This window comes from Brachybacterium kimchii (assembly GCF_023373525.1).
In the GTDB taxonomy this organism is placed as follows: Bacteria; Actinomycetota; Actinomycetes; order Actinomycetales; family Dermabacteraceae; genus Brachybacterium; species Brachybacterium kimchii.
This window is the reverse complement of record NZ_CP097218.1, coordinates 3,039,823-3,054,024: the sequence shown is the minus strand read 5'-3', so window position 1 is coordinate 3,054,024 and position 14,202 is coordinate 3,039,823. Positions and strand designations below refer to the sequence as shown.

13 protein-coding genes are annotated in these 14,202 nt (G+C 70.1%); 7 read left to right on the top strand and 6 right to left on the bottom strand.

Annotated elements, in window-relative coordinates; translation table 11 throughout:
- Window positions 1-30 precede the first annotated feature (30 nt).
- The 6 genes from gyrB to dnaA form a co-directional block, all read right to left on the bottom strand.
- Complete coding sequence (gene gyrB, locus M4486_RS13955) at window positions 31-2,109, bottom strand: DNA topoisomerase (ATP-hydrolyzing) subunit B (protein ID WP_249481149.1); 2,079 nt, start codon at window positions 2,107-2,109, stop codon at window positions 31-33.
- Between the two features lie 474 nt (window positions 2,110-2,583).
- The gene (locus M4486_RS13950) at window positions 2,584-3,537 is read right to left on the bottom strand and encodes a phosphotransferase (protein ID WP_249477843.1); all 954 of its coding nucleotides are present in this window, start codon (window positions 3,535-3,537) and stop codon (window positions 2,584-2,586) included.
- Between the two features lie 113 nt (window positions 3,538-3,650).
- Window positions 3,651-4,427, bottom strand: a complete 777-nt coding sequence (locus M4486_RS13945) for a DciA family protein (RefSeq protein WP_249477842.1) — start codon at window positions 4,425-4,427, stop codon at window positions 3,651-3,653.
- A complete protein-coding gene (gene recF, locus M4486_RS13940) occupies window positions 4,424-5,701 on the bottom strand; it encodes a DNA replication/repair protein RecF (protein WP_249477841.1) in 1,278 nt (425 codons plus the stop codon). The genes M4486_RS13945 and recF overlap by 4 nt, the downstream gene beginning before the upstream one ends.
- 20 nt (window positions 5,702-5,721) lie before the next feature.
- Window positions 5,722-6,846 (bottom strand): DNA polymerase III subunit beta, encoded by a 1,125-nt coding sequence (gene dnaN / locus M4486_RS13935; protein ID WP_249477840.1) that lies wholly within the window; start codon window positions 6,844-6,846, stop codon window positions 5,722-5,724.
- Window positions 6,847-7,442: 596 nt separating this feature from the next.
- Window positions 7,443-9,206, bottom strand: coding sequence for a chromosomal replication initiator protein DnaA (gene dnaA, locus M4486_RS13930; protein WP_249477839.1), 1,764 nt, complete (start codon window positions 9,204-9,206; stop codon window positions 7,443-7,445).
- A 399-nt stretch (window positions 9,207-9,605) separates the two neighbouring features.
- Here dnaA and rpmH point away from each other — a divergent pair, with 399 nt between their 5' ends.
- The 7 genes from rpmH to M4486_RS13895 all read left to right on the top strand — a co-directional run bounded on the left by rpmH (window position 9,606) and on the right by M4486_RS13895 (window position 14,141).
- Window positions 9,606-9,743 carry a 50S ribosomal protein L34 gene (gene rpmH, locus M4486_RS13925; protein WP_152353963.1) on the top strand — a complete coding sequence of 46 codons (138 nt, stop codon included), beginning with the start codon at window positions 9,606-9,608 and terminating at the stop codon, window positions 9,741-9,743.
- A 34-nt stretch (window positions 9,744-9,777) separates the two neighbouring features.
- Window positions 9,778-10,191, top strand: a complete 414-nt coding sequence (gene rnpA / locus M4486_RS13920; RefSeq protein ID WP_249477838.1) for a ribonuclease P protein component — start codon at window positions 9,778-9,780, stop codon at window positions 10,189-10,191.
- A complete protein-coding gene (gene yidD / locus M4486_RS13915) occupies window positions 10,191-10,481 on the top strand; it encodes a membrane protein insertion efficiency factor YidD (protein ID WP_249481148.1) in 291 nt (96 codons plus the stop codon). Before rnpA ends, yidD begins: the two co-directional genes overlap by 1 nt.
- A gap of 85 nt (window positions 10,482-10,566) precedes the next feature.
- The gene (gene yidC / locus M4486_RS13910; RefSeq protein WP_249477837.1) at window positions 10,567-11,667 is read left to right on the top strand and encodes a membrane protein insertase YidC; all 1,101 of its coding nucleotides are present in this window, start codon (window positions 10,567-10,569) and stop codon (window positions 11,665-11,667) included.
- Window positions 11,668-11,762: 95 nt separating this feature from the next.
- Window positions 11,763-12,488 (top strand): Jag family protein, encoded by a 726-nt coding sequence (locus tag M4486_RS13905; RefSeq protein ID WP_249477836.1) that lies wholly within the window; start codon window positions 11,763-11,765, stop codon window positions 12,486-12,488.
- Complete coding sequence (gene rsmG / locus M4486_RS13900) at window positions 12,488-13,225, top strand: 16S rRNA (guanine(527)-N(7))-methyltransferase RsmG (RefSeq protein WP_249477835.1); 738 nt, start codon at window positions 12,488-12,490, stop codon at window positions 13,223-13,225. Before M4486_RS13905 ends, rsmG begins: the two co-directional genes overlap by 1 nt.
- A 34-nt stretch (window positions 13,226-13,259) precedes the next feature.
- A complete protein-coding gene (locus M4486_RS13895; protein WP_249477834.1) occupies window positions 13,260-14,141 on the top strand; it encodes a ParA family protein in 882 nt (293 codons plus the stop codon).
- Window positions 14,142-14,202: the final 61 nt, after the last annotated feature.

Here is a 14,202-nt window from a genome sequence, read left to right as displayed (position 1 = left end):
CTCGGAGGGGCGGGGCAGGCTCGCTCTCGATCAGATGTCGAGGAAGCGCACGTCCTTCGCGTTCTCCTGGATGAAGCGGCGGCGGGACTCGACGTCGTCGCCCATGAGCACGGAGAACACCGCGTCGGCGTCGGCCGCCTCGTCGACGGTGACCTGCTTGAGGGTGCGCGAGGCGCGGTCCATCGTCGTGGTCTGCAGCTCCTGCCAGTCCATCTCGCCCAGGCCCTTGTAGCGCTGGATGCCGTTGTCCTTGGGGATCCGCTTGCCGGAGGCGCGGCCCTCGGCGAGGCGCGCATCGCGCTCGTCGTCGCTGAACACGTAGTCGTGCGGCGCGTTGGACCACTTCAGCCGGTACAGCGGCGGCATCGCGATGAACACGTGGCCGAGCTCGATGAGCGGGCGCATGTAGCGGAACAGCAGCGTCAGCAGCAAGGTGCAGATGTGCTGGCCGTCGACGTCGGCGTCGGCCATCAGGATGATCTTGTGGTACCGCAGCTTGGTGGCGTCGAAGTCCTCGCCGATACCGGTGCCGAAGGCGGTGATCAGCGAGCGCACCTCCTGGTTGTCCAGGGCGCGGTCCAGACGCGCCTTCTCGACGTTCAGGATCTTGCCGCGGATGGGGAGGATCGCCTGCGTGCGCGGGTCGCGGCCCTGCACGGCGGAGCCGCCGGCGGAGTCGCCCTCGACGATGAACACCTCGCACTCGGCGGGGTTGCGGGACTGGCAGTCCTTGAGCTTTCCGGGCATGCCGCCGCTCTCGAGCGGGGACTTGCGGCGGGTCGCGTCGCGCGCCTTGCGGGCGGCCTCGCGAGCCAGCGCGGCGCTCTGGGCCTTGCGCACGATGTCGCGGGCCTCGCCCGGGTGGGACTCGAACCAGTCGCCGACCTTCTCGGTCATCACCTTGGAGACGAAGGTGCGGGCGATGGTGTTGCCGAGCTTCGTCTTGGTCTGGCCCTCGAACTGGGGCTCGCCGAGCTTCACGGAGACGACCGCGGTGAGGCCCTCGCGGATGTCCTCGCCGGTGAGGTTCGGGTCCTTGTCCTTGATGAGTCCCTGCGCCTTGGCGTAGCGGTTGACGACGCCGGTGAGCGCAGAGCGGAAGCCCTCCTCGTGGGTGCCGCCCTCGTGCGTGTTGATGGTGTTGGCGTAGGTGTGGACCGACTCGGAGTAGGCGGTCGTCCACTGCATCGCGATCTCCACGGAGATCATGACCTCGGTGTCCTCGGCCTCGATGTCGATGATCTCGGGGTGCACGATGTCGGCCCGCTTGACCGAGTTGATGTAGGCGACGAAGTCGCGCAGGCCGTTCTCGTAGCGGTAGGTGACGGTGCGGGGCTTCTTCGGGTCGGTGCCCTCGGCGGCGTCCTCGGCCTCGCGCGCGACGTCGACGGCCTGGTCGTCGTCCTCCTCGACGTCCTCCGGGCGCTCGTCGGTCAGCGAGATCCGCAGGCCCTTGTTGAGGAAGGCCATCTGCTGGAAGCGCTTGCGCAGCGTCTCGAAGTCGTAGTCGACGGTGTCGAAGATGTCGGCATCGGCCCAGAAGGTGATCGTGGTGCCGGTGTCCTCGGTCTCCTCGCCCTCGACGAGATCGGTCGACGGGACCCCGCGCAGGTAGGTCTGGCGGTGCACGTGGCCCTCGCGGCGCACCTCGACGTCGAGCCGGGTGGACAGGGCGTTCACGACGGAGGATCCCACGCCGTGGAGACCGCCGGAGACGGCGTACCCGCCGCCGCCGAACTTGCCGCCCGCGTGCAGCTGGGTGAGCACGAGCTCGACGGTGGGCTTGCCCTCGGTGGGGTGCATGCCGATGGGGATGCCGCGGGCGTGGTCAACCACGCGCACTCCGCCATCGGCCAGCAGCGTGACCTCGATGGTCTCGCCGTACCCGGCCATCGCCTCGTCGACGGAGTTGTCGACGATCTCCTGGACCATGTGGTGCAGGCCGCGCTCACCGGTGGAGCCGATGTACATGCCGGGGCGCTTGCGGACCGCGTCCAGGCCCTTGAGGACGGTGATGTCGGAGGCGCCGTAGTTCCCTCCGGCGACCTCGGCCGAGAGCTGATGCTCGGTCTCCTCCGACGTCTGCTCCTCGGGATTCTCGGCTGCCATCGCGCTGTCGCTCACGTCGGGGTTCGCTCCTCGGGTCTCGGTGCACACCGGGAGCGGGGACTTTCCGCCGACGGGTGCCGTGCTCGCCGGCCGACGGCATCGCCGACCGCGAACGGCGCACCGATCTCCCCACGGCGCGAGTCCGTGCGATGACCTGGGGCGACCCGGAGCCAGCGGCCGCAGCCGACCTCTCCTGATCCGCGGCCGTGAATGCTTCCGGCCGAACCTCTTCATTCTAGCGGATTCAAGGCCACGATTCACGCCATGCGGCACGAAAATGGGGACAGATCGCCCCGGGAAGTGCCTCCAGGAGGCTCTGCGACGCCTCTCGGAGTGATCCGGGGTGGTGGAGACGAGGGCCGGTACGTCCAGCGGGCCACTGACGCGTCTGGAGGGCGCCTGGTGCTTCGGCCGGGCGACGCGCGACGCCTTCCGGGCCGTCGACGTCCGAGGCATACCCCTCGGCGGCAGCACTCAGGGGCGGCCCTCGCGCTCCCAGCGTCGACGGACCATCGGCAGGAGCTGGTCACGGCTACTCCGACGGTGCTCGCCCAGGGTCGGCAGCGAAGGATCGATATCCCATCGGGAGGCGTCGACGAAGAAGCCGAGGATCCCTGCGAGAACATCGGTCGCGTCAGATCTCGACGCCCCATGTCGGTCCATGAGCGCGTCGATCCGGGCGTCGACGTCGAGCGCCCCATCGGCGTCGTCCACCGAGGCGAGCAGCTGCAGGGCGTCTGCGACGCGGCTGCCACGGCCGGCCCACGCCCAGTCCACGATCACCACGGATCCGTCGGCCCGCACCAGCAGGTTGTCCGCCCGGAGGTCGGTGTGGCACAGCGTGTCCCCGTCCAGCGAGGCGATCCCGTCGGTCCCGGCTGTGGCGAGATCTCCGATGCGAGCACGGATCCAGGGATCGAGATCGGCAGGGGGATCGGCGTGGACCCGCTCGAATCCTCGCAGGTCCTCCCCGATCAGATCGGGAACGGACGGAGCGCTCGGAAGAGGTGAGGGAGTGGCCTCCCGCTGCAGAACGTCCAGGGTCTCGAGGACGGCGTCGAGCACCGACGGTCTCCACGGCAGAGTCGGGAGCGAGCCCTCGACGGCCTCGATCATGAGCACGAACCAGGGCCCCTCGCTGAACGAGGCGATCAGCCGTGCCGCGGGGACCTCGGGAGTGATGCGCTCAAGGTTCCCTGCCTCCTGGAGGTTCAGGCGCATCGAGCCAGCGTTGATCCGTGCCGTCACCGCCTTCACGAAGGCCGTGCGCCCATTGCGAGCGGTGACGAGCTCGGCGGTGCTCGGGGAGAAGCCTCCGTGGGCGCTGCGATGCGCGCGGACCGGCGCGCCGAGCACATCCCCTACGCGGGCACGCACGCTCTCGGGCAGGTCGTTCCAGGTCAGACGGTGAGTCGTGGGCTCGGTCATGTTTCTCCTCCCGGTGGCCGACGATCCGATGATCCCGAGGTCCCGACGGGGTCTCCACCGGTTTTCCGGTGCGCGCCTCCCCGACCACCGGCAATCGATGGCCGGTCTGCGCCTCAGCCGTAGGTGTCGCGGGGGCCGCGCCAGGTGACGGTGCGCCGGCCTCTCTTCCAGGAGCGCTCGGCCGCGGCGGGCCCGGTGACGCGCAGCTCGGAGACGACGTGCGCGCCCACGTGCTCCTCGATCGTGGAGATCAAGCGGGGCGTGAGCATGCGCATCTGCGTGGCCCAGGCCGAGGAGCTCGCCGAGACCACGAGGACCCCCTCGTCGAGAGAGACGGGAGTGCAGTGCCCGGCGACGCTCGCCCCCACGATCTCGTCCCATTCCTCGAGGACGCGCCCGGAGTTCATGCCCTCGGTCCAGCCCAGGTCGCCCAGCACCCGTCGCATCACGGCCTCGAGCCCCTGCGGGTCACGGGCGTCGGGGCGCGAGCCCGAGTACCCGGGTGTGCTGCGCTTCCGTCGCTCGTGCAGACCCTGGGTCTTCGCGGAGATCGGGAACAGACCACGATCCCGCGCGGCGGCACGGGAGCGGTTGACGGTGCGCCGGGCGAGCTCGAAGGAGTCGTCGCTGCGGGGCAGCTCCGGAGGGTCGACGGGCTCCTCGTCGACGCGATCCACCTCGCCGGGCGTCCGGCCGGCGGAGCTGAACGCCGGCTCGTCCGCCGGTTGCTCCGCCTCCCCCTTCGTCGGCGAGGTCGCGCCGCCCCGACGTGCAGGAGCACGCCGACCGCCGCTGCCGGCGAGGGCCTGGCGCCTCTCCTCCTGCGCAGCGCGCTCCCGCCAGGTGCCCAGGTCGTAGGGGTTCGGCACGCCGTCCGACGCGGGAGTCACCAGCTGCTCCCGCCGCCGTGGTGGAGAGTGCCCTCGCGCGCCCTCGCCTCGCCCAGCTGGACGTCGACCACATGGATCTCGCCCTCGAGGGAGTCGGGGATGTCGGAGTCGTTGGCCGTGGTGATGAGCACCTGGGAGGCGCCGGTGACGATGCGTCCGAGGCGCTCACGGCGACTCGTGTCGAGCTCGCTGAAGACGTCGTCGAGCACGAGGATCGGCTCGCCGTCGCCCAGATCGCCCTCCTCGAGTCGCAGCAGGTCGTAGGAGCCCAGGCGCAGCGCGAGGGCGAGGGACCAGGACTCGCCGTGGCTCGCGTACCCCTTGGCGGGGAAGCCGTGCAGACGGATCTCGAGGTCGTCGCGATGGGGGCCGACGAGGGTCACGCCCCGGTCGACCTCGTCGTCGCGCTTGGCGACCGCCTCGGCGAGCAGGGCGTCCTCGAGCTCCTTGGTGCTGGGCAGCGCGCCGTCGGGCACGGCGAGGGTGTCGAGCACGCTCGAGCGGTAGGAGATGTCGGCCGGGGAGTCGATGCTGCCGCGCTGGTCGGGCGGCAGATCGAGGGAGGACTCGGCGCCGGCGTCGCTCGCCACGCGCAGGTAGGAGTAGCCCACGTGCGGGCGCAGACGGTTCACGAGATGCACGCGCGCGCGCAGCAGCTCGGCGCCGAAGCGGGCGAGCTGCTGATCCCAGACCTCGAGGGTGGAGACCGCAGCCTCCTCGGGGTCGAGACCGCCCACGGAGCGGCCGGCGCCGCCGCGGCGCATGGTGCGCATCTGCTTGAGCAGGCCCGTGCGCTGCTTGACCACCCGGTCGTAGTCGGCCTTCACGCCCGCGAAGCGCGGGGCGATGAGGAAGAGCAGCTCGTCGAGGAATCGCCGTCGGCCTTCGGGATCGGCCTTGACCAGGCCCAGGTCCTCGGGGGCGAAGAGCACGGCGCGCACCTCGCCGAGCAGGTCCCGCAGCCGGTTCAGGGCGGCGCCCTGCACGCGCGCCCGGTTCGATTTGCCCGGGGTGATCTGCAGATCGACCTGCAGGTCGCGGCCGGCGCGCACGAAGGCGGCGCGGATGATCGCGGTCGATTCCCCGCGCCGCACCAGGGCGGCGTCGTGCGGGACGCGGTGGCTGGAGAGGGTAGCGAGATACCAGAGCGATTCGACGATGTTCGTCTTGCCCTGCCCGTTGGGGCCGACGAAGACGGTCACGCCGGGGGCGAAGGGCAGCTCGAGGTGCTCGTAGGAGCGGAAGTCGAGGAGATCCAGGGAGGTCAGATGCACGGGGACATCACCCCGCCCCCTCAGATCCGCATCGGCATGATCAGGTACTTGTACTCGCCGGAGGCATCGCCCTCGAGGGACTCCTGGCCGCTCATGACCGAGGGCTTGATGGAATCGGTGAAGGTGAGCTTCGCGAAGTCCTCGCCGAGGGCGCCGAGGCCGTCGAGCAGGAAGCCGGAGTTGAAGCCCACCACGAGCTCTTCACCGTCGAGCTGGGCCTCGAGGGACTCGGAGGCCTGGGCGTCGTCGCCGGCACCGGCCTCGAGTGTCACGTTGCCCTCGGTGAAGGAGAAGCGCACGGGCGTGTTCCGCTCGGCGACCAGGGAGACGCGCTTGACCGCGTCGATGAGGGGAGCGGTCGCGACCACGGCCGTGATCGGGGTCGAGCTCGGGAACAGGCGGCGCACCGGCGGGTAGTCGCCGTCCACGAGGGTCGAGGTGGTGCGGCGGCCGCCGGACTCGAAGCCGATGAGGTTCGCGGAGGAGTCGTCGGAGATCGCGATGTCGACGCTGCCGCCGGTCGCGAGGGAGCGGGCGACCTCCTGCAGGGTTCGGGCGCGCACCAGGGCGGTGATCTCGAGATCGGGCCGCGAGGGACGCCAGGTGATCTCGCTCATCGCGAGGCGGTAGCGGTCGGTCGCCATCAGCGTCATCTTCTCGCCGACGATCTCGACGCGCACGCCGGTCAGCAGCGGGAGGGTGTCGTCCTTGGAGGCGGCGACGGTGACCTGGGAGATCGCCTCGGCGAACACGTCGGCCTGGACGGAGCCCGCGACCGGGGGCATCTCGGGGAGCTGCGGGTACTCGTCGACGGGGAGGGTCGCCAGGGAGAACGCGGCGCTGCCGCAGCGGACCTCGACCTTGGTGCCGACCAGCTCGATCGAGACGTCCTTGTTGGGCAGCGAGCGGACGATATCCGAGAGCATGCGGCCCTGGACCAGGACCTCGCCCGGATCCTCGACCTCGGCGGGAAGCGTGATCTGCGCGCTGACCTCGTAGTCGAAGGTCGACAGCAGCAGCTCGCCGGTGCTCTGGGCGACGATGCGCACGCCCTGCAGGATCGGCATCGCGGGCCGGACGGGGAGCGTACGGGTCGCCCAGGTGACGGCGTCGCCGAGGACGCCGCGGTCGAGGTGGAACTTCACCGTTGCCACTCCTTCGCAGGGGGTCGAGGTCGGTGCCGGTCTGCCGGCGGATCAGGTGCGAGGTGTCGAGCGGCCGGGGACGCCGGCTCTCGGCGGGAATCGCCCCGGGGACGGATCCCGCGGGGCGCGGTCGCCAGCGTAGCCGCTCGGGGGCACTTCTCGCGACACACCGAATCACACGCTTGACATTCACTGCCTCGAAGCTCCGGGGTCTCCAGGCCGACGGACGCAGCCCTCGCACCCCGACTTCTCCACATCATCAGCGGAACAAGAACAGGATTCCTCTTCTTCACGGCTGTTGATGTCGTGGAGAACTCACGTCATCGCAGGTCACACCGCATGATGCGGTCGTGCATGCAGCGTTGACGACGACGTCCTCGATGTGGGCGCTCTGTGCACATCTGTCCGATCCGGCCCTCGGAACCACAAGAATCCATGCACATCGACCCCTGCGGGAACGCTCGATGCTCCACATTGTCCACAGAGTTGTTCACACTGGGGACGAAGACCTCTCGACCTCCCCTGTGATCCATGGTCTGTCGCACGGTGTGTCAGGGCCTCGGACGCTGAGGGCATCCCCGCTTCGGGTGCGGGCCTCAGGCGTTCTGGGAACTCGAGTTCTTGATGCGCGCCGTCAGCTCGGTCACCTGGTTGAAGATCGCCCGCCGCTCCTTCATGAGCTCGGAGATCTTCTTGTTCGCGTGCATGACGGTCGTGTGGTCGCGGCCGCCGAACTCCTCCCCGATGCGGATCAGCGGCATGTCCGTGAGCTCGCGGCACAGGTACATGGCGATCTGACGGGCGGTGACGAGCACGCGCGTGCGCGCGCCGCCGGTGATCTGGTCGACCGTGAGGCCGAAGTAGGAGGCGGTCTGCGCGATGATCGTCGCGGCCGTGACCTCGGCGCCGTCGTCATGCGCGAGGAGGTCCTTCAGGACGCTCTCGGCGAGGGAGACGTCCATCGGCTGCCGGGACAGGGAATGCAGCGCCTGGACGCGGATCAGGGCGCCCTCGAGCTCGCGGATGTTCGTGGAGATCCTCGAGGCGATGTACTCCAGGACGTCGCGGGGGACCTCCTGGGTGCCCTCCATCTCGACCTTCTTGCGCAGGATCGCGATGCGGGTCTCGAGGTCCGGCGGCTGCACGTCCGTCATCAGACCCATTTCGAAGCGCGAGCGCATGCGGTCCTCGAAGCCGCCCAGCTGCTTCGGGGGCAGGTCGGAGGTGATGACGATCTGCTTGTCGGCGTTGTGCAGCGTGTTGAACGTATGGAAGAAGGCCTCCATCGTCTCCGGCGCGCGCTGCAGGAACTGGATGTCGTCGATGAGCAGGATGTCGATGTCGCGGTAGCGGCGATGGAACTCCTGCGCCTTGCCGAACTGGCCGGACTGCACGGAGTTGATGAAGTCGTTGGTGAACTCCTCGGAGTTCACGTAGCGCACCTCGATGCCCGGGTACAGCGACTGCGCGTAGTGGCCCACCGCGTGCAGCAGGTGAGTCTTGCCCAGTCCCGAGCCGCCGTAGATGAAGAGCGGGTTGTAGGCGCGAGCGGGGGCCTCGGCGACCGCGGAGGCGGCGGCCTGCGCGAAGCGGTTGGACGAGCCGATGACGAAGGTGTCGAAGGTGTACTTCGCGTTCAGGCGCGAGTCCGAGCCCAGCGTCGACTCCTCGTCGGCGGGCGGGGCGGCATCCGTGGGCCGACGGGTCTCGTCGACCCGCTGCGTCCTCTCCGAGCGGCGGGCATCGTCCTCGTGGGCGAACCACTCGGCATCCTCGCGTCGGCTCCGGGCATCGGACGACGGGCCCGCCGTCCCCGTTCCCGATCCGGTCTCCGTCGGCGCCTCCGCGGGGAAGCGATCGGCGCCGAACGGTCGGCGGGAACCGGCGCCGCCCGCCGGAGCGGGGTCCGGGGAGGGGACGGGCGACGGGGAGGACGGCAGCGGGGACGGGGCGGAGGCGGTGCTCCGAGCACCTGCGGAGCCGCCCTGGGCGTCCGCTCCGTCCACGTTGTCCACATCGGTGTCCACAGCACCGGTGGATGCGGTGCGGTCGGCGGTGGCCGTGCTCCGCGGGGATTCGTCGTCGTCCTCGAAGAGGGACTCGTCGACGGTCACGGCGAAGCGGGTCTCCCTGCCTGTGGCCTCGGACAGCGCCTCCTTCAGAGCCCCGGCGATGCGCTGCTCGAAGAGGTCCTTCGCCCAGGTGGAAGGCGCTGCGACCAGGGCGGTGTCCGCGACGATGGCCATCAGCCGGGAGAGGGTCAGGAAGGCCATGGCGCGCTCGGTGACGGTCTCGTACCGACGCAGGATCCGAAGGGTCTCGTCCCAGGTCGCGTCGTAGTCGACGGCTGTCTCGTCCATGCTGCTCTCCGTACGGGCTCAGGGTTGTCCACCCAGTTTTCCACAGTCTCGGAGCCCCTGGGGACGCTCCGGGCGTGAGCATGCACATCGCCGGGAGCGACCGGTCGTCGTCCCGTCACCGGACCGTCATGGGAGCGTCGCCGGGACGCCCCGGGATCCCTCGCATCCGGTGAGAATCGCACCACAATCGGGCTGACCAGCGCCGCGTCCGTTGACCCCCCGTGTGCCCGAGCCTAGGATCGTGCAGTCGTCGCTGTGCCGCCCCCTGGGTCGGCGGAGTCGCACGGAACCGGGCCCCACGTCGGCCCCGGACACCGGAAGCGCCCGCCCCCGTGATCGCGCAGCGGCCCCAGAGCCACCGCGAGAGGCACGCCCCTGTGCCGCGATCGAGGAGAACCGATGACCAAGCGTACGTTCCAGCCGAACAACCGCCGCCGCGCCCGCAAGCACGGCTTCCGCGCCCGCATGCGCACCCGCGCCGGCCGCGCCATCATCAACGCGCGCCGTTCGAAGGGCCGCTCCGAGCTCTCGGCCTGAGCCTCGGCTCGACCGTGATCTCGGAGGCAGGGCCATGAGCTGGTCCCGCCACCGGCTGCACACGGCGCAGCAGTTCCGCACGGCCACCCGCCGAGGAGCCCGCGCCGCACGATCCCACGTGGTCGCCCACCTGGTCCTCCGCACGGAGGAGCCCCAGGAGGCCCGCGTGGGATTCGTCGTCTCCACGAAGGTGGGCAACTCGGTGGTGCGCCATCGGGTGGCCCGTCGTCTGCGGGAGATCGTGCGCAGCCACCTGACCGAGATCCCCGAGCGCTCCGACCTGGTGCTGCGGACCCTCCCCGGGGTGCAGGACGTGCCCTTCGCCGACCTCGAGGAGCAGGTGACGGGCGCGATCGCGAGCGCCCGCCGCAAGCTCGAGAAGCGCTCGGCGCCGAGAGCCTCGGAGAGCACCGCGTCCGGGACGCCGACCACGGCGGTCGCGCCGTGATGACCCTGGCGGCGCTCCCGCGCCGGGTGCTCATGCTCCCGATCCGCGCCTACCAGGTGGGGATCTCGCCCTACACGCCGCCGGCGTGCCGCTTCGACCCCGTGTGCTCGCAGTACGGCATGGACGCCCTGCGCAGGCACGGAGCCGTCAAGGGACTGCTGCTGACCGCCTGGCGGATCGTGCGCTGCAACCCCTTCACCCGGGGCGGGATCGATCCCGTGCCGGCACCCGGGATGTGGACGAACCCACGTCCCGGCCATCGCTCGCGAGGGCGGCGCCCAGCCCGATAGGGCCTACCCTTGTCCGAGACCCCGACCCGCAGCCGTCACACCGCATGAACGACATGCGCCTACGGACGGCAGGAAGATCAGGCCGATGCCCAACATCCTCTATCCCATCGAGTGGGCCGTCGCATGGATCATGGTGCTTTTCCACCGGTTCCTCGACCTCTTCATGGACGGCAGCTCCGGCTGGACCTGGCTGCTGTCCATCGTGGGACTCACGATCGTCGTCCGCACCCTGATCACGCCGCTGTTCATCCGGCAGATCCGCTCCTCGCGCGCCATGCAGGCGGTCTCGCCGCAGCTCAAGGCCGTGCAGAAGAAGTACAAGGGCAAGACCGACCAGGCATCCCGGCAGGCCATGAGCGAGGAGACCATGGCCATCTACCGGGAGGCCGGGGCGAACCCGCTCTCCTCGTGCCTGCCGCTGCTGCTGCAGATGCCGATCTTCTTCGCACTGTTCCGGGTGCTGTTCTACAAGCTCAAGGATGCGGCGAACGGGGAGGCCTTCGGCCCCCTGACGCATGACCTGGCCTCCAACGCCTACCACGCGACCCTCTTCGGCCACGTCACCATCGCGGACAGCTTCCTGAACTCCGGCGCCGGCGGCATCGGCACCAAGATCGTCGCGGGCGTCATCATCGCGCTGATGTGTCTGGGCAACTTCATCACCCAGAAGGAGCTGACGATGCGGAACATGCCGCCGTCGGCCCTCGAGGGCCCGATGGCGAGCACCCAGAAGATGATGATCTACATGCTCCCGTTCATCTACGTGATCACGGGACCGGGCCTGCCGATCGGCGTGCTCACCTACATGCTGACCACCACCTTCTGGACCATGGCGCAGCAGGCGATCGTGGTCTACACGTACCCGACGCCCGGCTCGCCCGCCGAGGCCTCACACCAGAAGCGCATCAACGCCAAGCGCGAGAAGAACGGCCTCGAGCCCCTCGACTTCACGCCCAAGAAGCCCGTGGTCGTCGACGACGACGCCCCCATCCGGGTCCAGCCCAAGGCCAACAAGGGCGGGAAGAAGATGACCGACGCCGAGCGCCTCGAGGCGGCTCGCGAGGCGCGCCGCAAGGCCCAGGAGGAGCGGCGGGCGCGCGGCCAGGCCGGTGGCGAGCAGGCCCCCGATCTGTCCGGCAAGAAGCCTTCCAACGCCCTGAACAAGGGCAAGAAGCGCAAGCGCTGAGTCGTTCCCCGCACGATCCCGCAGGGGCGGATCGCCCCGCCCCTGCGGATCCGATGCACGGCCCACGGCCTTATCCATCCCCCGAGGAGAGCACCATGACCGAACCCAGCACCTCCGACGACGCCGTCGAGACGCCCGAGGTCCCCACGAGCACCCCGGTCGTCGAGACCGGCGACGCGCCCGAGGCCCACGCCCCCGAGGCCGAGGAGCCGTCGTCCGACGCGTCCGCAGCCGATGAGGGCACGGCCGACGAGGACGGCGCCGGCGCGGACACCGCAGACGAGGCCCCGGCGCAGGAGCGCGCCTCGTCCGAGGACTCCGACGAGGAGCCCGCTGCGCCCCGTGATCCGGCCGAGCGCGTCCGCGAGCTCGAGGAGGAGGGCGACATCGCCGCCGACTACCTCGAGGAGCTGCTCGACATCGCCGATCTCGACGGCGACATCGACATCGATGTGGACGGGGACCGCGCGTCGGTCGAGATCCGCGGCGCCGACCGCCTCGCGCAGCTCAACGGCTCGCGCGGCGAGCTGCTCGACGCCCTGCAGGAACTCGCCCGCCTCGCCGTGCAGTCCCGCACCGGCAACCGCTCGCGCCTCATGCTCGACATCGACGGCTTCCGCGCGCAGCGCAAGGACGACCTCGAGCACCTCGCCGAGGATGCCGTCTCGACCGCCCGCGAGAACGGCCGTCCGGTGCCGCTGCGGCCGATGAACCCCTTCGAGCGCAAGGTCGTCCACGACGTCGCGAAGCAGGCGGGCCTGCGCTCCGAGTCCGACGGGGACGGCAAGGACCGCCACGTCGTCATCTACCCGGCGTCCTGATGGGCGTCGGTCCCGCGGGCCCCGAGGGCGCCGTCGGCAGCGATGGCACGGCTCCGGCGCTGCCCGAGCACCTGCGGCCCGTCGCCGAGCGGCTGCTCGGTGACCGGCTGGGTCTGGCCGAGCGCTTCGTCGGCATGCTCGCCACCGACGGTCTCGAGCGCGGCCTCATCGGCCCGCGCGAGGTGGACCGGCTCTGGGAGCGCCACCTGGTCAACTGCGCGCTCCTCGCCGACGCGATCGACGAGGGGACGCGCACGCTGGCCGACGTGGGCTCCGGTGCGGGGCTGCCCGGCGTGGTCCTCGCCATCGCCCGGCCGGATCTGCGGATCACCCTCATCGAGACGATGCAGCGCCGGGCGAGCTGGCTCGAGGAGGTCGCCGAGGAGCTGGGGATCGAGGTCGAGGTGGTCCGTGCCCGCGCAGAGGATCTGCATGGGGAGCGGACCTTCGACGCGGTGACGGCGCGAGCCGTGGCGGCCCTCGAGAAGCTCGCGAAGTGGACCCTGCCGCTCGTCGCCCCCGAGGGGGAGCTGCTGGCGCTCAAGGGGAGCTCCGCGGCCGAGGAGATCGAGCGCGCGCAGAAGGTGCTTCGTCGCCTGGGCGGAGTCGATCCCCAGGTGCTGGAGCTCGGAGTGGGAGAGGTCGAGGTTCCCACTACAGTGGTCAGGGTGCGCCGCGCCCCGCAGGGCGGGAGCGCGAGCACTGCACGGACGAGGAAGGGAGAGGCACGTGGCTGACGGCCGCAGCCGTTCCACCGGTCCCACCGGGAGCATGGACGACACCCCTCTCATGCGCCAGCTCGCCCGGGACCATGCTCGTCGACGGGAATTGGAGGGACTCGTGTTCGACGCTCCCGAGAGCACGCGCGTGATCACGGTGGCCAACCAGAAGGGCGGCGTGGGCAAGACGTCCACGACCGTGAACCTCGCGGCCGCCCTGGCCATGGGCGGGCTGAAGGTCCTGGTCATCGACATGGACCCGCAGGGCAATGCGTCGACGGCGCTGGGCGTGGACCATCAGTCCGAGGTCGCGAGCATGTACGACGTCCTCGTGGAGTCGACCCCTCTGGACGACGTCGTGCAGGAGGTCGACGAGGTCGACGGCATGCTGTGCGCCCCGGCCACGATCGACCTCTCGGGCGCAGAGATCGAGCTGGTCTCGATGGTCGCCCGCGAGAACCGTCTGCGCGGCTCGATCCGCGACTACCTCGCCGCTCGCGAGTCCTCGGGCCGCGAGCGCCTGGACTACGTGCTCATCGACTGCCCGCCGAGCCTGGGCCTGCTGACCGTGAACTCGCTGGTCGCCGCCCGCGAGGTGCTCATCCCGATCCAGGCCGAGTACTACGCGCTCGAGGGCCTCACGCTGCTGCTGAAGAACATCGATCTGCTGCGTCAGCATTTGAACCCGGAGCTCGTGGTCTCCTCGATCCTGCTGACGATGTACGACGCCCGCACCCGGCTCGCGGCGCAGGTCGCGGAGGACGTCCGCACGCACTTCCCGGATCAGACCTTCGGGACCACGATCCCGCGCTCCGTGAGGATCTCGGAGGCGCCGAGCTACGGCCAGACCGTGCTGTCGTACGATCCGACGAGCAGCGGCGCGCTCGCCTATCGGTCGGCCGCGCACGAGCTCACCACACGAAGCGTCCCCTGACCTGCAGCGGGACGCCGCACAAGACCCTGAACCCATGAACGGCTCGAGAGGCGAGGACGCC